General features: G+C 71.9%; 22 protein-coding genes. 11 read left to right on the forward strand and 11 right to left on the reverse strand.

Translation table 11 applies throughout. The features are described from left to right. Positions 1-11 precede the first annotated feature (11 nt). Genes cobS through ACWEPX_RS14985 form a run of 3 tightly spaced genes read right to left on the reverse strand, consistent with a single transcriptional unit; the run spans position 12 to position 2,307 of the window. Positions 12-734 carry an adenosylcobinamide-GDP ribazoletransferase gene (gene cobS / locus ACWEPX_RS14975; protein ID WP_451897714.1) on the reverse strand — a complete coding sequence of 241 codons (723 nt, stop codon included), beginning with the start codon at positions 732-734 and terminating at the stop codon, positions 12-14. Then, positions 734-1,789, reverse strand: a complete 1,056-nt coding sequence (gene cobT / locus ACWEPX_RS14980; protein ID WP_451897715.1) for a nicotinate-nucleotide--dimethylbenzimidazole phosphoribosyltransferase — start codon at positions 1,787-1,789, stop codon at positions 734-736. The genes cobS and cobT overlap by 1 nt, the downstream gene beginning before the upstream one ends. Then, positions 1,789-2,307 (reverse strand): bifunctional adenosylcobinamide kinase/adenosylcobinamide-phosphate guanylyltransferase, encoded by a 519-nt coding sequence (locus ACWEPX_RS14985; protein WP_451897716.1) that lies wholly within the window; start codon positions 2,305-2,307, stop codon positions 1,789-1,791. Before ACWEPX_RS14985 ends, cobT begins: the two co-directional genes overlap by 1 nt. A 25-nt stretch (positions 2,308-2,332) precedes the next feature. On the opposite strand from ACWEPX_RS14985, the gene ACWEPX_RS14990 reads away from it, so the two are divergent. Beyond that, positions 2,333-2,515 (forward strand): hypothetical protein, encoded by a 183-nt coding sequence (locus tag ACWEPX_RS14990; protein WP_451897717.1) that lies wholly within the window; start codon positions 2,333-2,335, stop codon positions 2,513-2,515. Here the strand turns inward: ACWEPX_RS14990 and ACWEPX_RS14995 are convergent. Next, a complete protein-coding gene (locus tag ACWEPX_RS14995; protein WP_451897718.1) occupies positions 2,481-3,122 on the reverse strand; it encodes a hypothetical protein in 642 nt (213 codons plus the stop codon). The two genes, ACWEPX_RS14990 and ACWEPX_RS14995, sit on opposite strands and share 35 nt — an antisense overlap. 161 nt (positions 3,123-3,283) lie before the next feature. On the opposite strand from ACWEPX_RS14995, the gene ACWEPX_RS15000 reads away from it, so the two are divergent. Next, on the forward strand, positions 3,284-4,492 hold the full coding sequence (locus ACWEPX_RS15000) for a helix-turn-helix domain-containing protein (protein WP_451897719.1): 1,209 nt from the start codon (positions 3,284-3,286) through the stop codon (positions 4,490-4,492). Between the two features lie 34 nt (positions 4,493-4,526). On the opposite strand, the gene ACWEPX_RS15005 is transcribed toward ACWEPX_RS15000, so the two are convergent. Both ACWEPX_RS15005 and ACWEPX_RS15010 read right to left on the reverse strand, forming a co-directional pair. Next, positions 4,527-5,516, reverse strand: a complete 990-nt coding sequence (locus ACWEPX_RS15005; protein WP_451897720.1) for an aldo/keto reductase family protein — start codon at positions 5,514-5,516, stop codon at positions 4,527-4,529. Between the two features lie 23 nt (positions 5,517-5,539). Continuing rightward, a complete protein-coding gene (locus tag ACWEPX_RS15010) occupies positions 5,540-6,190 on the reverse strand; it encodes a DUF3043 domain-containing protein (protein ID WP_451897721.1) in 651 nt (216 codons plus the stop codon). A 45-nt stretch (positions 6,191-6,235) separates the two neighbouring features. Here ACWEPX_RS15010 and ACWEPX_RS15015 point away from each other — a divergent pair, with 45 nt between their 5' ends. Both ACWEPX_RS15015 and ACWEPX_RS15020 read left to right on the forward strand, forming a co-directional pair. Next, positions 6,236-7,366, forward strand: a complete 1,131-nt coding sequence (locus ACWEPX_RS15015; RefSeq protein WP_451897722.1) for a glycerate kinase family protein — start codon at positions 6,236-6,238, stop codon at positions 7,364-7,366. Positions 7,367-7,478: 112 nt separating this feature from the next. Next, entirely contained in the window at positions 7,479-7,841 is a 363-nt protein-coding gene (locus ACWEPX_RS15020) for a HesB/IscA family protein (protein ID WP_451897723.1), read from the forward strand. A 49-nt stretch (positions 7,842-7,890) separates the two neighbouring features. Here the strand turns inward: ACWEPX_RS15020 and ACWEPX_RS15025 are convergent, their stop codons facing one another. After that, complete coding sequence (locus ACWEPX_RS15025; protein ID WP_451897724.1) at positions 7,891-8,058, reverse strand: hypothetical protein; 168 nt, start codon at positions 8,056-8,058, stop codon at positions 7,891-7,893. A gap of 167 nt (positions 8,059-8,225) precedes the next feature. Here ACWEPX_RS15025 and ACWEPX_RS15030 point away from each other — a divergent pair, with 167 nt between their 5' ends. Next, a complete protein-coding gene (locus tag ACWEPX_RS15030) occupies positions 8,226-9,164 on the forward strand; it encodes a carbohydrate kinase family protein (protein WP_451897804.1) in 939 nt (312 codons plus the stop codon). Between the two features lie 1,137 nt (positions 9,165-10,301). Here the strand turns inward: ACWEPX_RS15030 and map are convergent. Next, positions 10,302-11,072, reverse strand: a complete 771-nt coding sequence (gene map / locus ACWEPX_RS15035; RefSeq protein ID WP_451897725.1) for a type I methionyl aminopeptidase — start codon at positions 11,070-11,072, stop codon at positions 10,302-10,304. A 43-nt stretch (positions 11,073-11,115) separates the two neighbouring features. On the opposite strand from map, the gene ACWEPX_RS15040 reads away from it, so the two are divergent. Further along, positions 11,116-11,364: a helix-turn-helix domain-containing protein gene (locus tag ACWEPX_RS15040; protein WP_451897726.1), complete on the forward strand. Its 249-nt coding sequence runs from the start codon at positions 11,116-11,118 to the stop codon at positions 11,362-11,364. On the opposite strand, the gene asnB is transcribed toward ACWEPX_RS15040, so the two are convergent. Next, a complete protein-coding gene (gene asnB / locus ACWEPX_RS15045; protein ID WP_451897727.1) occupies positions 11,346-13,274 on the reverse strand; it encodes an asparagine synthase (glutamine-hydrolyzing) in 1,929 nt (642 codons plus the stop codon). The two genes, ACWEPX_RS15040 and asnB, sit on opposite strands and share 19 nt — an antisense overlap. A 259-nt stretch (positions 13,275-13,533) precedes the next feature. Between asnB and ctaC the strand changes: the two genes are divergently transcribed. The 4 genes from ctaC to ACWEPX_RS15065 all read left to right on the forward strand — a co-directional run bounded on the left by ctaC (position 13,534) and on the right by ACWEPX_RS15065 (position 17,316). After that, positions 13,534-14,508 (forward strand): aa3-type cytochrome oxidase subunit II, encoded by a 975-nt coding sequence (ctaC, locus tag ACWEPX_RS15050; RefSeq protein ID WP_451897728.1) that lies wholly within the window; start codon positions 13,534-13,536, stop codon positions 14,506-14,508. A gap of 17 nt (positions 14,509-14,525) precedes the next feature. After that, positions 14,526-14,924, forward strand: a complete 399-nt coding sequence (locus ACWEPX_RS15055) for a cytochrome c oxidase subunit 4 (protein ID WP_451897729.1) — start codon at positions 14,526-14,528, stop codon at positions 14,922-14,924. Between the two features lie 246 nt (positions 14,925-15,170). Further along, complete coding sequence (locus tag ACWEPX_RS15060; RefSeq protein ID WP_451897730.1) at positions 15,171-16,343, forward strand: pyridoxal phosphate-dependent aminotransferase; 1,173 nt, start codon at positions 15,171-15,173, stop codon at positions 16,341-16,343. After that, positions 16,336-17,316, forward strand: a complete 981-nt coding sequence (locus tag ACWEPX_RS15065) for a 2-hydroxyacid dehydrogenase (protein ID WP_451897731.1) — start codon at positions 16,336-16,338, stop codon at positions 17,314-17,316. Before ACWEPX_RS15060 ends, ACWEPX_RS15065 begins: the two co-directional genes overlap by 8 nt. Positions 17,317-17,367: 51 nt before the next feature. Here ACWEPX_RS15065 and trpD read toward each other — a convergent pair whose 3' ends face one another. Further along, a complete protein-coding gene (gene trpD / locus ACWEPX_RS15070; protein WP_451897732.1) occupies positions 17,368-18,414 on the reverse strand; it encodes an anthranilate phosphoribosyltransferase in 1,047 nt (348 codons plus the stop codon). Then, a complete protein-coding gene (locus tag ACWEPX_RS15075; RefSeq protein ID WP_451897733.1) occupies positions 18,411-18,821 on the reverse strand; it encodes a hypothetical protein in 411 nt (136 codons plus the stop codon). Before ACWEPX_RS15075 ends, trpD begins: the two co-directional genes overlap by 4 nt. Positions 18,822-19,031: 210 nt before the next feature. On the opposite strand from ACWEPX_RS15075, the gene ctaE reads away from it, so the two are divergent. After that, complete coding sequence (ctaE, locus tag ACWEPX_RS15080; protein WP_451897734.1) at positions 19,032-19,661, forward strand: aa3-type cytochrome oxidase subunit III; 630 nt, start codon at positions 19,032-19,034, stop codon at positions 19,659-19,661. The last annotated feature ends 34 nt before the right edge of the window (positions 19,662-19,695 follow it).

Below are 19,695 nucleotides of genomic sequence, written 5' to 3' on the forward strand. Positions count from 1 at the left end.
GGGCGCTCCCGTCAGGGGGCGCCCGGGATGAGCGCGGGGACGAGCACGGCCAGCGCGGCCAGCTCGCAGGCCGCGCCCAGCACGTCCCCGGTGACCCCGCCGAAGCGGCGGCGCACGTGCCGCAGCAGGGCGGCGACCACCACCGCGGCCAGCGCGACGCCTACCGCCGCGCCCGTGAACCACCCGGCGACGAGCGCGGCGGCGACCCACGCGGCGGGCACGAGCCACGGCTGGGTGCCCGCGACGAGCGCGCCCAGCCCCTCCGGCCGAGCGGCGGGGACGCCGCGCAGGCAGCAGGCGGTGAACGCGATCCGCCCGGCGGCGACGGCCAGCACGACGACGCCCAGCCGCTGCGGCGGCAGGGCGGCGAACGCGGCCGCCTGCCCGAGCATCACCACGACCAGCGCGGCCACGGCGAACGGGCCCGCGCCGCCGTCGCGCATGACGGCGAGGGCGCGCTCGGGCGGGCCGTAGCAGCCCAGGCCGTCGGCGGTGTCGGCCAGGCCGTCGATGTGCATGCCGCGCGTGGCCAGCGCGAGGAAGGCGACGGCCAGCAGCCCGGCCAGCAGCGGCGGCAGGGCGACCAGGTGCGCTGTCCACAGCAGACCCGCGGTGGCGCAGCCCAGGACGACGCCGACGACCGGCGCCACCGCGATCGCGCGGGCCGCCCGCCCTCTGTCCACAGTGTCCACCCGCAGCGGGAGGACGGTGAGCCAGGAGAAGGCGAGGCGCACTAGTCCGCGGCCGCCGTGCTCACGCCCGCCTCGTCGAAGGTCGCCATCTCGGAGAGGACCCGCACGGCCGCGGTGAGCACCGGCAGCGCCACCGCGGCACCGGAGCCCTCGCCGAGGCGCATCCCGAGGTCGACGATCGGCTCCAGCTCCAGCTGGTCGAGCACGAGCTGGTGGGCGGGCTCGACCGAGCGGTGCCCGGCCACCCACCACTTCGCCGCGCCCGGGGCCATCTCCTCGGCCACCAGCGCGGCGGCGCTGACCACCACGCCGTCGAGGATCACCGGCGTCTTGCGGACGGCGGCCTGGGCCAGGAAGCCGACCATCGCGGCCAGGTCCGCGCCCGCGGAGGTGCGCAGGAGGGCCACCGGGTCCGGCCCGGCGGCGCGGGCCCGGCGCAGCGCGTCGCGGATGGCGACGGCCTTGCGCATCCAGGTCCGGTCATCGATCCCGGTGCCGCGGCCCACGACCGCCACCGGCTCGGCCCCGGTGAGCGCGGCGATGACGACGGCGGCCGGGGTGGTGTTGCCGATGCCCATGTCGCCCGCGATGAGCAGGTCGGCGCCGCCGTCGACCTCCTCGTCGGCGATCGCGCGGCCGGTGGCGATGGCCTCGCGCGCCTGGGCGTCGGTGAGGGCGTCCTCGCGGTCGATCGAGCCGGACGAGCGGCGGATCTTGCGGTCGCCGACGGTGGTGTCGGCGTCCACGGCCACGTCGACCACGCGCACGGTCGCGCCCGCGGCGTCGGCCAGCACGTTGATCGCCGCGCCGCCCGCGAGGAAGTTCGCCACCATCTGCGCGGTGACCTCGCGCGGGTAGGCCGAGACGCCGGAGACGCCGTGGTCACCGGCGAAGACGACGATCCGCGGCCGCGCGAACGGCGTCGGCGGGCACCGGTCCTGGCAGGCCGCGACCCACGTCCCCAGCTCCTCCAGCCGCCCGAGCGAGCCGAGCGGCTTGGTGAGCCGCGCGTGCCGCTCCCGCGCCGCATCGGCCGCGGTCTGGCTGGGCGCGTCGACGCGCGGGAATTCCGTGCTCACCGTGGGGTCCCCCTCCATCACTTCAGCCGCAGCGGCAGCCCGGCGACCAGCAGCAGCACGTCGGTGCACACCTGGGCCAGAGACGCATTGACCGCGCCGAGCTCGTCCCGGAAGAGCCTGCCAGAGCGCGTCTGCGGCACGACACCCAACCCGACCTCGGCGGAGACGAGCGTGATCGACGCCGCACACCCCTTGACGGCCTCGACGAGCGCCTGCACCGGTCCGCTCAGGTCAACCCCACCGTCCCAGGCGTTCGCGTCGTCCATCTCGTTGACGAGCCAGGTGGAGATGTCGTCGAGGAGGATGGGGGATTTCGCCGCCGCGATCTGCCGGACCACTTCCGCAGTGTCGGCCGCCTCGACGGTCCGCCACCCCGCGGGCCGCCGCTCAACATGCCGGGCGATCCGCGCATCCCAGTCGGCGTCCCCTTCGATGCGCCGCGCGGTGGCCAGATAGAGGACGTCGCCGCCGACCAACCCCTCCGCGTAGGCGGACTTCCCGGACCGCGCCCCACCCAGCACCAACGTCTTCCCCACGCCGCCGCAGGCTACCGTCCCCCAGGTGACCTACCACTGGCAGTACCACCCGACCGACACCACCTCCACCCCCTTCGACGACCAGCCCACCGCCGAATCCTGGCTCTCCACCCACTGGCGCGAACTCGCCGACCAAGGCGTCGATGAGGTCACCCTGATGTCCGGCACCGAGGTCATCTACGGCCCCATGAGCCTCCACGCCCCGTGACGGTCTCGCAGTCGTCCAGCTCCCGGGTGAGCTTCTCGGCCAACGTCCACCGCACCGCGGGATCGCCGAAGCCCACCGTCGCCTGCCCCACCGCAACCGGCCCCCGCCCACCGGCCCGGTAGAGCAACCCGGAAACCCCGTGCAGGGGAAACCGCCCAACCCGCACGAGGCGATGACTCCGCCGAAGCGCCGGGCAGTGCCGCACCGACACGAGGACGCACGCCCGGCAGATCGGCGGTTCGCTGACCGTGGAGCCGTTCGGCCACCCCGGCCACTGCTCGACGTCGGCGGGGAGGAGCCAGAGAACGCCGTCGTCGGTGGTGTCGGCAGGCCGGGCGCACACCTGGCAAAGCAACTTCCGCATCGCATGCCGTTGCCGTGCCGGATGGATGACGGCGTAGCGCGGCTTGCCCTGACCGGGTCCCGTCACGAACCGATCCCAGAGGATCCCGCGGTGGTCCCGGTCGACGGGCTTCTCGTCCCGGTAGGCGATGCCCTGCCCGCTGGCGTGCTCGACGATGTCCGGCTGGCCGATCTCCTCGCCGGTCCACGCCGCGATGTAGGGGACGAGCAGGCGGCCTGCTCCCACATCGAGTGGGTTCTGCATGCCCCTACTCTCGCTGAGTGATCGAGCGTGTTCCCAGTGTCATCATGGAGGGGTTCTTGGTGACACGGTGACACGAGCGCATCACCCGGACAGCACCCGACGGTGCACCTGGGACGGTGCAAGACTCGATGCGGCGGGCTTGACGCGATCAGGGGGTCGGCATGGGTGAACTGCCAGTCTGGGCCCAGCGCATCCGGGCGCTGCGGCAGGCTCGGGGGTGGACGCAGGCGGAGGCGGCCGAGCGGATGCGGCGGCACACCGATGAGAACCTGCCCGACCACGAACACCTGGTGCGCCGGTGGAAGGCGTGGGAGCTGGCGGAGAACAAGCCGGGCAAGCACTACGCCACCCTGATAGCGGCGACCCTGGAGACCGTCACCGCTTCGCTGTTCCCGCCCGATGCGCACGCGCGGCGGGACGTGGACGTGCTGAGTGCGACCGGCATGGACACCCTGGAGATCGTGAGCAGGCTCAACGCCTCCGACCTCAACGACGCCACCCTCCACGGCCTGCGCATCACCGTGGAGACGCTGTGCGCCGAGTACTCGCACGGCGAACCGGTCGAGCTGATCACCGAGGGCCGCCGGTGGCTGCGTCGGATCGTCGAGATGCAGGAGCAGCGGCTGACGTTCGCGCAGCGGCGGCAGTCGTTGGAGCAAGCGGGCTGGCTGGCGTTGCTCATCGGGTGCCTGGAGTACGACGTCGGCGACCGGCGCGGGGCGGAAGCGACCCGCAAGGCCGCGCTGTCCCTCGGCGCCGAGATCGGGCACCGGGGCATCCTGGGCTGGGCCCACGAGATGCGCGCGTGGTTCTCCCTCATGGCCGGTGACTACCGAGGCGTGGTCGACGCCGCCCACATCGGCGAGGCAGCGGCCGGGTCGGAGGGCGTCTCGGTCCAGCTCCTGGCCCAGGAGGCCAAGGCGTGGGCCCGGATGGGGCACGTCGAGAACATGCGGCGGGCGTTGGACCGGGGACGCGAGGTCCTAGAGGCGTTGCCCTACCCGGACAACATCGCCAGCCACTTCGTCGTGGACCCGGGCAAGTACGACTTCTACGCCATGGACTGCCATTGCTACGTCGGTGAGGACCGGCTGGCGGAAGCCCTCGCCCGGGACGTGATCCGGGCGGGCGCCCACGGCCGGTCGCCCATGCGCGTCTCCTGGGCGCAGGGGACGTTGGGGATCGTCGCGGCCCGAGCCGGTGAGCTGGACCAGGCGATCGAGCACGGCCGCAGCGCGCTCGGAACCGGTCGCACGTCGCTGCCGTCGTTCGCCGTGCTGTACCAGGACTTGGCCGAGGCCATCGCCGCGCGCTACCCGAAGGAAGTCGCCGCCCGCGACTTCCTGGCTGAACTGCGGGCGGCGCCGTAGCCCCGCCGCCGCGGTGGCGGCGGGGCCGTCTGCGTCAGGGCGTGACCGTGTGCATCGGGTCGGTCTCGATGACGCCCTGGAGGACCTCGTCGATCTTGGTCATGAGGTCGGCGTCGAGCTTGACGCCTGCGGCCTTGACGTTCTCGGTGACCTGCTCGGGGCGGGAGGCGCCGATGATGGCCGAGGCGACGTTGGGGTTCTGCAGCACCCACGCCACCGCCAGCTGGGCCATGGACAGGCCCGCCTGCTCGGCCAGCGGGCGCAGGTTCTGCACCGCGGTCAGCACGTCGTCGCTGAGCCAGCGGGCGATCATGTTCTTGCCGCCCGCCTCGTCGGTGGCGCGCGAGCCCGCGGGCGGCGCGGCGCCCGGCAGGTACTTGCCGGTCAGCACGCCCTGGGCGATCGGGGACCAGACGATCTGGCTGATGCCCTCGCGCTCGCAGGTCGGGATCACCTGGGACTCGATGACCCGCCACAGCATCGAGTACTGCGGCTGGCTGGAGATCAGCGGCACGTTCAGCTCGCGGGCCAGCGCCGCGCCGCGGGTGATCTGCTCGGCGTTCCACTCCGAGACGCCGACGTAGAGGACCTTGCCCTGGCGGACGAGGTCGGCGAAGGCGAGCATCGTCTCCTCCAGCGGCACGGTCCGGTCGAACCGGTGCGCCTGGTAGAGGTCGACGTAGTCGGTGCCGAGCCTGCGCAGCGATGCGTGCGCCGACTCCATGATGTGCTTGCGGCCCAAGCCCTTGTCGTTCGGGCCGCCGGGGCCGGTCGGCCAGAAGACCTTGGTGAAGATCTCCAGGCTCTCCCGGCGCTGGCCCTTCAGCGCCCGGCCGAGCACGGCCTCGGCCTTGGTGTTGGCATAGACGTCGGCGGTGTCGAAGGTCGTGATGCCGGCGTCCAGGGCCGCCTTCACGCAGGCGTGGGCGGCATCCTCCTCGACCTGGGAGCCGTGGGTGAGCCAGTTGCCGTACGAGATCTCACTGACGTTCAGGCCGCTGCGGCCAAGGCGACGAAACTCCATGCCGCCCAGCATAGTTCGGGCTGCTAACGAACCGCGTCACCAGGCTGGACCCGCGGCTTCGGCACGCGCATGCGGCGCAGCTGGGTCGCGCGGACGAAGGCGTACCAGCCGATGCCGAACCCGCGGACGGGCTCCTTCGGGAACTTGGCCCGCACCTGCTTGGCCACCCGCCGCCCGTTGAGCACCGCCTCGAAGATCATGGCCACCAGCATGAGCAGGCAGCCGAGCGTGGCGTAGTACTGCACGATCGGCGACGGGAACAGCAGCGCGACGAACACCACAATCGCCAGCGGCATGAACAGCCCCAGCAGGTTGCGGCGGGAGTCCACCAGATCGCGGACGTAGGCCTTCACCGGCCCGCGGTCACGCGGCATCAGGTACTTGTCATCGCCGGCCATCATCCGCTCGCGCTGCTGCATGCGCTGCTCGCGGCGCTTGGCGGCCAGCTCCTTGCGCTGCTCCTTCGACCCGCGCGAGCGCTTGATCGCCTCGCGGGTGGTCTTCGGCGGCGGGGCGACCGGGCCGCGCTTGCGCTCGGTCTCCCGGCGCTTGGGCGTGGCGCGGCCCTTGCCCGGGGTGTAGCCCTTGGGCAGCGGCTCGTCGCCCACCGTGACGGCCGACTCCTCGGCCTGCTCGGCGGGGTCGGTCGACGGGTTGCGGCGAAGGAACCTCACGCCGACAAGGGTAGGACAAGCTCGGTGATCGCTATGCTCCGGCTTGTGCGAGTCGTCATAGCCCCGGACTGCTTCGGGGGCACGCTGACCGCGGCCGAGGCGGCGACGGCCATCGCCGAGGGCTGGCGCCGCGGCGCGCCCGGGCACGAGCTGGTGCTGCGCCCGCTGGCCGACGGCGGCCCGGGGTTCGTCGAGGTGCTGCGCACCGCGCTCGGCGGCGAGCTGCGCACCGAGACCGTCACCGGCCCCCTCGGCGAGCCGGTGACCGCGACCTGGCTCAGCCACGGCGACACCGCCTACATCGAGTCCGCCGAGGCGTGCGGGCTGCACCTGGTGCCCAAGGACCGGCGTCCGGATGCCTGCGAGGCGGTGACCACCCGCGGTGTCGGCGAACTGCTCGCCGCGGCCCGCGGGCACAAGCGCGCCGTCATCGGCCTGGGCGGCTCGGCCACCACCGACGGCGGCGCCGGGCTGCTGGCCGCCCTGGGCGCGGTCGCCGTCGACGCCGACGGCGCGCCGCTGCCGCCGGGCGGCTCGGCGCTGGCCCGCTGCACCCGCATCGACGGCGGAGCCGAGCTGGTCGGCCCGGCCGAGGACGCGCCGGGCGCGCTGCCGCGGATCGTGGTCGCCACCGACGTCACCAACCCCCTCCTCGGCGAGCAAGGGGCCGCGGCGACCTTCGGGCCGCAGAAGGGCGCCGATCCAGCCGCGGTCGAGCGGCTGGAGGCGGGCCTCGCCCGATGGGCTGAAGTCCTGGCCGACTGGTCCCGGCCCGTGGCCGACCTCGACGGCGCGGGCGCGGCGGGCGGGCTGGGCGCGGCGCTGCTGGCGCTGGGCGGCGAGCGGGCCTCCGGCGCGGGGCTGGTGCGCGCCGCGACCGGGCTCGACGCCGCCGTCGCCGGGGCGGGCCTGGTCATCACCGGCGAGGGCAGCCTCGACTGGCAGTCGCTGCGCGGCAAGCTCGTCACCGGGGTCGCCGCGGCGGCGGCCGAGCGCGGGGTGCCCTGCCTGGCCCTGGCAGGCCAGGCCAGCGTCGGGCGGACCAGGGCGGCGGCGGTGGGCATCGCCGAGGTGCACGCGGTCGCCGAGCACGCCGGTTCCGTGGCCGCGGCCCTGGCCGACCCCGCGGGCACCCTCGCCGACCTGGCCGAGCACGTCGCCCGCCAGTGGCGGTGAGTCCCCCGCCACGAGGTTGCCCAGGTCGCGGGCCGCTGTGCGACGATGGGGAAGAAAGCCTGCGCGTACGCTGTTAAGACGGGTGAATTCCGGACCTGTCCGAGGGAGAACGATGACGACCGCTCAGCAGAACAGCACCGAGGACGCCACCCACGGTGTCGAGCTGACCGACGCCGCCGCCACCAAGGCCAAGGCCCTGCTCGACCAGGAGGGCCGCGACGACATGCACCTGCGCATCGCGGTGCAGCCGGGCGGGTGCGCGGGCCTGCGCTACCAGCTCTTCTTCGACGAGCGCACCCTCGACGGCGATCTGATGAAGGACTTCGGCGGGCTCAAGGTCGCCGTGGACCGGATGAGCGCGCCGTACGTGCAGGGCGCGGTCATCGACTTCGTCGACACCATCGAGAAGCAGGGCTTCACGATCGACAACCCGAACGCCACCGGCTCCTGCGCCTGCGGCGACTCGTTCAACTGACGCCCCACCCCCAGGGCCGCGACCTCCCCGTCGCGGCCCTTCGCCGTGCTCAGATGTAGGGCTGCAGCTCGGCGACCTGCGCGAAGCAGCGCTCGTCCACCGACCAGGGCGTGTGCGGGCCTGCGGGCCGGGCGGCGCCCGCCGCGGTGAGCCGGGCCGGGATGGCGGCGCAGTCGGCGATCAGCTCGTCGATGTTCTCCGGTTCCAGAGTGCTCATTTCGGCACAGTAGGCACCTCGGCACGGGAGTCGGTAGACGTACGCCCCGGTAGTGTCGAACAGTGATCGAAGGCCACCCGCCCGGGTGGTCGCAGCAGACGACCAGCCCGAGACAGGAGCGCCTCGTGCCCGTTGCCGTCAGCGGAAGCATCGCAACCGACCACCTCATGCACTTCCCCGGCAGGTTCGCCGACCAGCTGGTCGCCGAGCAGCTGCACCGGGTCTCGCTGAGCTTCCTGGTCGACGACCTAGTGGTCCGGCGCGGCGGCATCGGCGCCAACATCGCCTTCGGCATGGGCGTGCTGGGGTGCGCGCCGGTGCTGGTCGGGGCGGTGGGCGCCGACTTCGCCGACTACCGCGCCTGGCTGGAGCGCCACGGCGTCGACTGCGCGGGCGTGCACGTCTCCGAGGTCGCCCACACCGCCCGCTTCGTGTGCACCACCGACGACGACATGTGCCAGATCGCCTCGTTCTACGCGGGCGCGATGGCCGAGTCCCGCAACATCGAGCTGGCCCCGGTCGCCGCCCACACCGGCGGCCTCGACCTGGTCCTGATCAGCCCCGACGACCCCGAGGGCATGGTCCGCCACGCCGAGGAGTGCCGCCAGCGCGGCTACCGCTTCGCCGTCGACCCCTCCCAGCAGATGGCCCGCATGGACGGCGCGATGATCCGCGACTTCATCGAGGGCGCGGACTACCTGTTCAGCAACGACTACGAGTGGGAACTCCTGCGCCAGAAGACCGGCTGGTCGGAATCCGACGTGATGTCCCGCGTCGGCCTCCGCATCACCACCCTGGGCGAGAAGGGCGTCGAGATCGTCTCCGCCACCGGCACCAGCATCCACGTCGGCGCCGTCCCCGAAACCGCCAAGGCCGACCCCACCGGCGTCGGCGACGGCTTCCGCGCAGGCTTCCTCGCAGGCGTCACCCAGGGCCTGACCCTCGAACGCTCCGCGCAGCTGGGCTCCCTGATCGCCGTCCTGGTCTTGGAGACCGTCGGCACCCAGGAGTGGACCTTCGACAAGACCACCGCCCTGACCAGGATCGCCGGAGCCTACGGCCAGGAAGCCGCCGACGAAATCGCCCCCATCCTCCCGGGAATCTAGCCCACCCGGCACAAACTCGTACGCACACAACCGCAACCCGGCAACCCAACCGACTGCAGCCCCGCAACCCAACCGACTGCAGCCCCGCAACCCAACCAACTGCAGCCCGGCAAACCAACTGCATCCCCACGCAACAACCCGCACCACCCACGAATCAACAGCACCACCCACCCACGCAACACGCGCAACGAACACTGTCCGATGGGGTGGACCCGCATTCGTGGGGAGAAAAGCGGTGCTACCCTGCCCCGGCGCGGAACGGCTCCGCCGCTCCGCCCTTCTTTCCGCGCCGCACCGCTTTTCTTAGGGGACCCGCGAATGCGGGTCCACCCCATCGGACCCCAAAAGCAAATCGCGAACCACCCTCCCACCGCCGCCCGCCAACGGCGGCCTCCCCCAACGGCACCGACGGCCTCCCACAACGGCTCGGGGCCTGCTCCAACGGCACCGACGCCCGCGACAACGGCTGCCGGGGGCTACCCCGACGGCACCGGCGGCGATGCAGGGGGGAGGCGGTGTTGAAGGGGCGCCGTGGTTGGGGATCGGCGTTGTGACGAGGCGAAGTGATGGCGCGGGACAGTTGGCGTTCGGTGCCGGTTGATTTGCCGGGGGTGAGTGGGCGGCGAGTGTGGTGCGCGACTTGGTTTGGGGGCATCCAATGGGGTGAATTCGGTTCTGCGGGGCCCCTAAGCGAAGTGGCGCGGCGCGGAAAGAAGGGCGGAGCGGCGGAGCCGTTCCGCGCCGGGGCAGGGTAGCACCACTTCGCTCCCCACAGAACCGAATACACCCCATTGGATGGTTGGTGGGCGCGCGTTGCGTTAGGTGGGTGGTGCTGTGATGGCAGGGTTAGAGATTGCTGGGTTGGGTTGGCGGGGTATGTGCATTGGCTTGTCGCGTTGCTTTAGGTGGGTGGTGTTGTGGTGACAGGGGTTAGAGATTTGTGGGTTGGGTGGGCGGGGTATGGGCATTAGTTTGTCGTGTTGCTTTAGGTGGGTGGTGCTGTGGTGACAGGGGTTAGAGACTTGTGGGTTGGGTGGGCGGGGCATGTGCAGTAGCTTGTCGCGTTGCTTGGGTGGATCCTGTGGGTGGATTTGCGTGTGTGGGTGAGGGGTGTGGGTCGGGTGGGGGCGGGGCGGGTTAGGGGAGGGTGGTGAGGATTTGGGGGCCGTGTTCGGTGATGGCGATGGTGTGTTCTGAGTGGGCGGCTCGGCTGTGGTCGGTTGTGCGGAGGGTCCAGCCGTCGGGGTCGGTGTAGTAGGGGTCCTTGCCGCCCTTGTGGAGCATGGGTTCGATGGCGAGGACGAGGCCTTCCCGCAGGCGCATGCCTCGGCCTGGGGTGCCTTCGTTGGGGACGCTGGGGGATTCGTGCATGGCTCGGCCGATGCCGTGGCCGCCGAAGTCCGGGGGGATGCCGTAGCCGGCTTCGCGGGCGATGGAGCCGATGGCGTGGGCGATGTCGCCCATGCGGTTGCCCGGGACCGCTGCTGCGATTCCTGCGGCCAGGGCGCGTTCGGAGGTTTCGATCAGGGCCAGGTCGGTGGGGTCGGGGTCGCCGATGACGAAGGAGATGGCGGCGTCGCCGTGCCAGCCGTCGACGTGGGCGCCGAAGTCGATGCTCAGCAGGTCGCCGTCGCGGAGGCGGGTCCTGGTGGGGATGCCGTGGACGATGGCGTCGTTGACGGAGGTGCACAGGACGGCGGGGAACGGGGTCGGGGCGAAGCGGGGGTGGTAGCCCAGGAAGGACGAGCCCGCGCCGTGGGTGGAGAGCACGTCGCGGGCGACGGCGTCGAGGTCAAGGAGGGTGGCGCCGACGGTGGCGGCGGCGCGGACCGCGGCGAGGGCGGTGGCGACGACCGCGCCCGCCGCGCGCATGGCGTCGATCTCCGCGGGGGTCTTCAACTCGATCATAGGGATAACTATACCGGTATTTCTATCCCGTACACTCGACCGCATGGTGCGCCCACCGCTGACCCAGCAGGAACGTGAACGCGGCGAGCGGCTCGGCAGGCTGCTGCGCGAGGCCCGCGGGCCGCGCAGCATGACCGAGGTCGCCGCGGCGGCGAAGGTGCCGGTCGAGACGTTGCGCAAGATCGAGAGCGGGCGCGTGCCGACGCCTGCGTTCTTCACCGTCGCCGCGCTCGCGGCCGCCCTCGGGATCTCGCTGGACTCCCTGGTCGAGGCTCAGATCTTGACCGGGTAGTGCGGCTCGGGCACGACCGGGCGGATGCGGCGCTCGATGAAGATGCCGTGCCAGAGCATGAAGACCAGCAGCGCCCAGATGCGGCGGCTGTGGTCCAGCGTCCCGGCCCGGTGCTCCTCCAGCAGGCGCAGGACGGCGTTCTTGTCCAGCAGCGCGTCGGTCTCGGAGTCGAGGATGATCGCGCGCGCCCACTCGTACATCTCCGCGCGCAGCCACAGCCGGATCGGCACCGGGAAGCCCAGCTTGCGGCGGTTGAGCACGTGCGGCGGGACCACCCGGCGCAGGGCCTGGCGCAGGGCGAACTTAGTCGTCTCCCGGGTGATCTTCTGGTCCAGCGGGACCTGGGAGGCCACCGCGAAGACCTCCGGGTCCAGGAACGGCACGCGCAGCTCCAGGGAGTTGGCCATCGTCATCTTGTCGGCCTTGACCAGGATGTCGCCGCGCAGCCAGGTGTAGAGGTCCACGTGCTGCATGCGGGTCACCGGGTCCCAGCCAGCCGACTCCCGGTACGGGCCCGCGGTGAGGTCGCGGTGGCTGATGGCCGGGTCGAAGGTGCGCAGGACCGGCGCGAGCTGGTCGTCGCGGAAGATGCGGGCGTTGCCGTAGTAGCGCTCCTCCAGCGACAGCGAGCCGCGGCGCAGCAGGTCCTTGCCCCGGGTGCCCTCCGGGATGCGGGCGGAGACCTTGCCCATGAGCTTGCGCAGCGAGCCCGGCACCCGCTCGAACGGCGCCAGCGACAGCGGCTCGCGGTAGATCGTGTAGCCGCCGAACAGCTCGTCGGCGCCCTCGCCGGAGAGCACGACCTTGACGTGCTTGCGGGCCTCGCGGGCGATGAACCACAGCGGCACCAGCGCCGGGTCGGCCACCGGGTCGTCGAGGTACCAGACGATCAGCGGCAGGGCCTCCATCATCTCCGGCGCCGAGACCGTGCGGACGACGTGCTTGACCCCGATCGCGGCGGCGGACTCCGCGGCCACGTCGACCTCGGAGTAGCCCTGGCGCTCGAAGCCGGTGGTGAAGGTGATCAGGTCCGGGTTGTGCTGCTTGGCCAGCGCCGCGATCGCCGTGGAGTCGATGCCGCCGGAGAGGAACGAGCCGACGGTGACGTCGGCGCGCATGTGCATGCGGACCGAGTCGTTCATCACGTCGGCGATGCGCTGGTACAGCTTCTCCGCGTCGGCCGGGCCGCCGACCGGGCGCGGGGCGAAGCGCGGGACGAAGTAGCGCCGCTTCTTCGGCTCCTCGCCCGGGGTCAGGGTGAACGAGGTGCCCGACTCGATCCGGTGAATCGCGCCGTGCAGGGTCGCGGGCTCGGGCACGTACTGCAGCGTCAGGTAGTGCTGCAGCGCGCGCTTGTCCAGCTCCAGCTTGACCCCGAGCACCGGGGCCAGCTCCAGCAGCGACTTCTTCTCGCTGGCGAAGGCCGCCCCGCCCGGGCCGACGGCGTAGAACAGCGGCTTGATGCCGAAGGGGTCGCGCGCGCCGAACAGGGTCTGCCGGTGGTTGTCCCAGATCAGGAACGCGAACATGCCGCGCAGCCGGGACACCGCGGCCTCGCCGAGGTAGTGGTAGGCGGCCACGATCGTCTCGGAGTCGCCGTCGGTGTGGAAGACCGCGCCGAACTTGGCGGTCAGCTCCGCCCGCAGCTCCAGGTAGTTGTAGATCTCACCGTTGAACAGCAGCGTGTAGCGCTGCGGCGTCTCCGGCGGGCCCCACAGCAGCGGCTGGTGGGAGTGCTCGATGTCGATCATCGCCAGCCGGTTGAACCCGAAGACGGCCTCGCCGCCGGTCCAGGTGCCGCTCTCGTCCGGGCCCCGGTGCCGCTGGCACCGCATCGCCGCGCCGACGGCCGACCGGGCCGCGGCGGCGTCCATGTCGGAAGGGCAGATCAGGCCAAGGAGACCGCACACGCTACTCGCGCACCTCTCGTATCGGAGCGGGGAGAGGCCAGTATGCAGGGGGCGGGCAGCGCGGCTGTCAGCCGCACCCGGGCCGGGCCCGGAAACCGGCCACCGCGGCCGAACCCGGGCATGCGGCGGTGTGACCTAGCTCCGATCACCCTCTGCAGGTGTGGCGCCCGTCGCTGGGCTAGGCTCCGGTTGCTCCCGAACGGGTCAGTAGGCCCTGGTCCGGGTAGCGCGGAGTCATCGCGTCGAGGAGGATCGCGCAGTGGGCACACCACCCCAGGCCACCGGGGCCGTCCGGCCCGGGAACCGCACGGCTCGCGCGGCGAAGCTGGCCGGGCTGGTCGCCGTCGTCGCCGTCCTGGCCACCGGCTGCTCGACCAGCGAGGTGCTGCGCTTCGGCTGGCCGGAGGGCGTCACGCCGCAGGCCGACAAGATGCGCGTGTTCTGGACCTGGTCGGTGGTGGCCGCGCTGATCATCGGCGTCATCACCTGGGCGCTGATCCTGTGGCCGGTCGTGGCCCACCGCAAGCGCGGGGACAAGCTGCCCAAGCAGTTCCAGTACAACCACTTCCTGGAGCTCATCTACACCGGCATCCCGGTGATCATCGTGGTGGTGCTGTTCTACTTCACCGCCACCACCCAGAACTACGTCCAGGCCGAGACCGACGACCCCGACGTGGTCGTCGACGTGATCGGGTTCCAGTGGAACTGGGAGTTCGACTACCTGTCCTACAAGGACGGCTCGGGCAACCAGGTCGAGCCCGCGTCGCCGGGTGACGAGACCGTGCGCACCATCGGCACCTCCTCGGAGATCCCGCTGCTGGTGCTGCCGACCGACCGGGTGATCGAGTACCGGCTGCGCGCCACCGACGTCATCCACTCGTTCTTCGTGCCGGACTTCCTGTTCAAGCGGGACGTCTTCCCGCACCCGGACAAGAACAACCAGGACTCGACCTTCCAGAACACCATCGACGAGCCGGGGTCGTTCGTCGGCCGGTGCGCCGAGCTGTGCGGCACCTACCACGCGGTGATGAACTTCGAGGTGCGCGCGGTCTCGCCCGAGGTCTTCGACCAGTACATGGACCTGCGCACCAAGGTCAACCCGGCCACCGGCAAGGGCTTCACCGCGGCCGAGGCGCTCGCCGAGATCAACTGCGGCGAGCTGTGCACCCCGCACGCGGTGACCACCAAGCCGTTCGACACCGACCGCACCGCGCGCGAAGCGTCCGGCTCCTAACCGAAGGACTCCAAGCAATGAAGGTCGAAGCCAGGCTTTTCGACGTCACCACGGGCTTCTTCTTCCTCGCGGCCATCGTCTACGGCGTGTGGGCGAAGGAGCCGGTCGGCACCGTCGCGCTGATCCTGACCGGTGGGCTCTCGCTGATCATCGGCTCGTACTTCCACTTCATCGCCCGCAGGCTCAAGCAGCGCCCGGAGGACAACCCGGACGCCGAGATCAGCGACGGCGCAGGCGAGCTGGGCTTCTTCAGCCCGGGCAGCTACTGGCCGGTGGCGCTGGCCGCGTCGGCGGCGACGTTCGGCTTCGCGATGGCGTTCTGGCAGGTGTGGCTGATGGTCATCGCCACCGTGCTGGTGCTGATGGCCGTCGGCGGGCTGGTGTTCGAGTACCACACCCGGCCCGACCACGACTGAGCCGCGCTCCTGACGAGACCGCCGTCCCCCGATCGGGGACGGCGGTCTTTTCACTTTAAGGGCGGCTGTGCCCAGCGTTCTTTTCGTGCGACGCTCCCATGGCGGAAGAATTCCGTCCCCGCGCGCGCCGGGGGCGGCGGTATTCCCGGCCGATCCCGGAATCGCCGCCGGACCGGCACGATCGCGGGTACCCGGACCACGGCCGCCCGGCGATCCCGCGCGGCCAGACGCTACAGGGAGCCGCTCGTGAAGCTCGCCAGTCGGATGGACCGCCTGGGCACCGAATCGGCCTTCGAGGTGCTGGCCAGGGCCAAGGCGCTGGAGGCGGCCGGGACCCCGGTGATCCACCTGGAGATCGGCGAACCGGACTTCGACACCCCCGCGCACATCGCGCGGGCGGCGCGCGAAGCCCTGGACCGGGGGATGACCCACTACGTGCCCGCGCCGGGCATCCCCGAGCTGCGGGCGGCGGTGAGCGCGGCGCTGGAGCGCGACGGCCGGATGGCCGCCACCCCCGACCGGGTGATCGTGACCCCGGGCGCCAAGCCCATCATGTTCTTCGCGATCCTCGCCCTGTGCGAGGAGGGCGACGAGGTGCTGTACCCGGACCCCGGCTTCCCCATGTACGCCTCCATCGCCGCGTTCGCGGGCGCCCGACCGGTGCCGGTGCCGCTGCGCGAGGCCAACGGCTTCACCGTCGACCCCGACGAGCTGGCGGCGCTCATCACGCCCCGGACCAAGCTGCTCATCCTCAACTCCCCGCACAACCCGTGCGGCAGCGCACTGGACCGCGCCCAGGTCGAGGCCATCGCCGAGCTGGCGATGCGCCACGACCTCACGGTGCTCTCCGACGAGGTCTACTGGGCGCTGCGCTACGGCGGGGAGCACCGCAGCGTGCTCGACGTGCCCGGGATGGCCGAGCGGACGATCCTGCTCGACGGCTGGTCCAAGACCTACGCGATGACCGGCTGGCGGCTCGGCTACGGCGTCTTCCCGCCCGACCTGGTGGAGCCGGTCAGCAGGCTGGTCATCAACTCGGTGTCGTGCACCTCGGCGTTCAGCCAGCACGCGGCCATCGCCGCGCTGGAGGGCCCGCGCGACGAGGTCGACGCCATGCGGGCGGCCTTCGCGGCGCGGGCCGAGGTCGTGGTGGACGGGCTCAACGCGATCCCCGGCGTGTCGTGCGTGCGGCCCGGCGGGGCGTTCTACGCCTTCCCCAACGTCACCGGCCTGGGCCTGCCCGAGGGCGAGCTGGCCGACCGGCTGCTCACCGAGGCGGGTGTCGCGGTGCTGCCCGGCACGGCCTTCGGCGAGCACGGCCGGGGCTACCTGCGCTTCTCCTACGCCAACTCGACCGACAACATCAAGGCCGCGATCGGGGCGTTCGCCGATCTGGCCGCGGAGGTGACCCGTGCCTGACGTCCTCGTGACCCGCCGCATGGTGGACGCGGCGATGGCCGCCCTGGACGGGCTGGGGTCGGTGGCGGTCTATGAGGGGCCGCCGACCGCCATCCCGCGCGAGGAGCTGCTGGCCAGGGTGGCTGGGGTGCGCGGGCTGCTGACCGTGCTCACCGAGCGTGTCGACGCCGAGCTGCTCGACGCGGCGGGCCCGGACCTGCGGATCGTCGCCAACCACGCCGTCGGCGTCGACAACATCGACATCCCGGAGTGCACCCGCCGCGGCGTGCTGGTCACCAACACCCCGGACGTGCTGACCGAGGCGACCGCGGACCTGGCGATGGCGCTGGTGCTGGCCTGTGCCCGGCGCGTGGCCGAGGGCGACCGGTTCCTGCGCGCCGGGACGCCGTGGATCTGGGATCCCCGGATGATGCTGGGCGCCGACCTGCACGGCCGGGTGCTGGGCATCGTCGGCTGCGGCCGGATCGGCCAGGCCACGGCGCGCCGCGCGCTGGGCTTCGGCATGCGAGTTGTTTACAACAACCCACGCCCGCTGCCCCCGGAGGTCGCCGAGCCGCTCGGGGCCGTCTGGCGCTCCTTCGACGACCTGCTGGCCGAGGCCGACGTCATCTCCGTGCACTGCCCGCTGACCCCGGACACCCGCCACCTCTTCGGGACCGATGCGTTCGCGCGCATGAAGCCCTCGGCGATCCTGGTCAACACCGCCCGCGGGCCGGTGGTGGACGAGTCCGCCCTGGCCAAGGCGCTGCGGGCGGGGGAGATCTTCGCCGCGGGGCTCGACGTGTTCGAGCGCGAGCCGCAGGTGCAGGCCGAGCTGCTCGACCTGGACTCGGTGACCCTGCTGCCGCACCTGGGCAGCGCGACCGTGGGCACGCGCGAGGCGATGGGCCTGCTGGCCGTGCAGAACCTCGCGGCCGGGCTCGCGGGCACGCGCCCGCGCAACCTGCTGAACCCCGAGGTGCTGGACCGGTAGCGCGCAGCGGGTCCGATGGGGGCGCGGATGGCCCCCATCGGATCCCGGGCGCTAGGCCGCCAGGCGCTGCGAAAGGCTGATCCAGCGGTCGAGCAGGGCGGACGCGGCGCCGCCGTCGATCGCGTCGGCGGCCCGGCCGATGGCCGCCTTGAGGTCGGCGTGCAGGTCGCCGGACAGGCCGGTGAACGCCGCGATGGCGCCCGCCGCGTTGAGCACGACCGCCTCCCGCACCGGGCCCGGCTTGCCCGCCACCAGGTCGCGGACGACCGCGGCGTTGAACTGCGCGTCACCGCCGCGCAGGTCCTCCGGGGCCGCGGGGGAGATGGCCAGGCGGGACGGGTCGATGACGTCCTCGCGGACCGCACCGCCGGAGACCGCCCACACCTTCGTCGTGGTCGTGGTGGTGATCTCGTCGAGGTTGTCGTCGCCGCGCACCACCAGCACGCTGGCGCCGCGGCCTGCGAACACGCCCGCGATGACCGGGGCGAGGCGGGCGTTGGCGCAGCCGATCAGGCCCGCCCGCGGCTGGGCCGGGTTGGTCAGCGGGCCGAGGATGTTGAACGCCGTGGGGATGCCCAGCTGGGCCCGGGCGGGCCCGGCGAAGCGCAGCGCCGGGTGGAAGGCCGCGGCGAAGCAGAAGCCGATGCCCACCTCGCGCACGCACTCGGCCACGGCGGCCGGGCTCAGCTCGATGGCCACGCCCAGGGTCTCCAGCACGTCCGCCGTGCCGCACTTCGACGACGCCGCGCGGTTGCCGTGCTTGACCACCGGCACGCCCGCGGCCGCGGTGACCAGGGCGCTCATGGTGGAAATGTTCACCGTGTGGGCCTGGTCGCCCCCGGTGCCGACCACGTCCACGGCGTCGGGGACGCCCTCGACCCGGCGGGCGTGGGCGAGCATGCCCGCGGCCATGCCCGCGATCTCGGCCGGGGTCTCGCCCTTGGCCCGCAGGGCCACGGCGAAGCCCGCGATCTGGGCCGGGGTGGCCTCGCCGGACATGATCTGGTCCATCGCCCAGGTCGTGTCGTCGGCGGTGAGGTCGGTGCGCTCGATCAGGCGGCCCAGCAGCGCGGGCCAGGTCCTGGTCACCGGGCTCACCCCCGCAGGGCGGGCAGGCGCTTGGTGCGCAGGACGTCGGCCACGGTCTCGGCGGCGGTCAGCGGGTCCAGCGGGTGGACGACGACCGCGTCGGCCTGCGACCAGGTGGCCAGCCAGCGGTCGTCCTTGCGGCGGACCGCGATCACGATCGGGGGGCAGTCGGTGATCTCGTTCTTGAGCTGGCGGGACAGGCCGATGCCGCCGGTCGGCTGGGCCTCGCCGTCGAGGATGGCCAGGTCGATGTCGCCGGAGTCCATCGCCATCAGGACCTCCGCGACGGTCCCGACCTCGACGTAGACGACCCGGCCGAGGTCGGCGGCCGGGCGGCGGCCCACGGCTGTGATGATCGTCTCGCGCACCTGGGGGCGGTGGCTGAACACCAGGATCTTCATGGGCTGCGCGGTCATGGCGTCCTCCACGGGGGCAGGTCGGGCGTGGCCGATGCTATCGGCCCCACCTTGGCCGCATCCACGGCCTCCCGCCCCTCATTCCGTGCCGATTTCGCGGGCCGGGCCGCAGAACCGAAAGCCCAGTTCCCCGGGCATTCCGTGATCAACTTTGGTGTGACCGGATGCACGCATGACCCGACCGGGCGCAGTACCTACCCGCAGGACATAATGCGTCGCGTGACAGCAGCAGCCCCTTCAATCGGTCAGCGCATCCACTCGCTGAACCGACCGAACATGGTCAGCGTCGGCACCATCGTCTGGTTGTCGAGCGAGCTGATGTTCTTCGCCGGACTGTTCGCGATGTTCTTCACGGTCAAGGCGCAGAACTCCAGCGGGGTGTGGCCGCCGATCCTGGAGTCGACCGGCGAGCCGATCCACCTGAACCTGCCCTACGCGCTGCCGTTCACGATCATCCTGGTCGCGTCGTCGTTCACCTGCCAGCTCGGCGTGTTCGCCGCCGAGCGGGGCGACGTGTTCGGCCTGCGCCGCTGGTACATCCTCACGCTGGTCATGGGCGCGATCTTCGTCGCAGGCCAGGCGTACGAGTACGTGCAGCTGGTGCGCGAGGGCGTCACGATCCCCTCGGGCGCCTACGGCACGGTCTTCTACCTGACCACCGGCTTCCACGGCCTGCACGTGATCGGCGGCCTCGTCGCCTTCGTGTACCTGCTCATCCGCACGCGGCTGAGCAAGTTCACCCCCGCTCAGGCCACCTCGGCGATCGTCGTGTCCTACTACTGGCACTTCGTCGACATCGTCTGGATCGGTCTGTTCGCGGTCATCTACCTGGTGCCGTGATGTCCTCGCGCTCCCACCACAGCTCCGCCGAACT

This window comes from Actinokineospora sp. NPDC004072 (genome assembly GCF_053604195.1).

Coding starts and splice junctions, on each gene's coding strand:
- ACWEPX_RS15025 (WP_451897724.1), bottom strand. CDS start 8,058: ATGAGCACTCTGGAACCGGAGAACATCGACGAGCTGATCGCCGACTGC.
- ACWEPX_RS15020 (WP_451897723.1), top strand. CDS start 7,479: ATGACGACCGCTCAGCAGAACAGCACCGAGGACGCCACCCACGGTGTC.
- ACWEPX_RS15075 (WP_451897733.1), bottom strand. CDS start 18,821: ATGACCGCGCAGCCCATGAAGATCCTGGTGTTCAGCCACCGCCCCCAG.
- map (WP_451897725.1), bottom strand. CDS start 11,072: ATGATCGAGTTGAAGACCCCCGCGGAGATCGACGCCATGCGCGCGGCG.
- ACWEPX_RS15055 (WP_451897729.1), top strand. CDS start 14,526: ATGAAGGTCGAAGCCAGGCTTTTCGACGTCACCACGGGCTTCTTCTTC.
- ACWEPX_RS15040 (WP_451897726.1), top strand. CDS start 11,116: ATGGTGCGCCCACCGCTGACCCAGCAGGAACGTGAACGCGGCGAGCGG.
- ACWEPX_RS15000 (WP_451897719.1), top strand. CDS start 3,284: ATGGGTGAACTGCCAGTCTGGGCCCAGCGCATCCGGGCGCTGCGGCAG.
- ctaE (WP_451897734.1), top strand. CDS start 19,032: ATGCGTCGCGTGACAGCAGCAGCCCCTTCAATCGGTCAGCGCATCCAC.
- cobT (WP_451897715.1), bottom strand. CDS start 1,789: ATGGAGGGGGACCCCACGGTGAGCACGGAATTCCCGCGCGTCGACGCG.
- ACWEPX_RS15030 (WP_451897804.1), top strand. CDS start 8,226: ATGCACTTCCCCGGCAGGTTCGCCGACCAGCTGGTCGCCGAGCAGCTG.
- ACWEPX_RS14995 (WP_451897718.1), bottom strand. CDS start 3,122: ATGCAGAACCCACTCGATGTGGGAGCAGGCCGCCTGCTCGTCCCCTAC.
- ACWEPX_RS15005 (WP_451897720.1), bottom strand. CDS start 5,516: ATGGAGTTTCGTCGCCTTGGCCGCAGCGGCCTGAACGTCAGTGAGATC.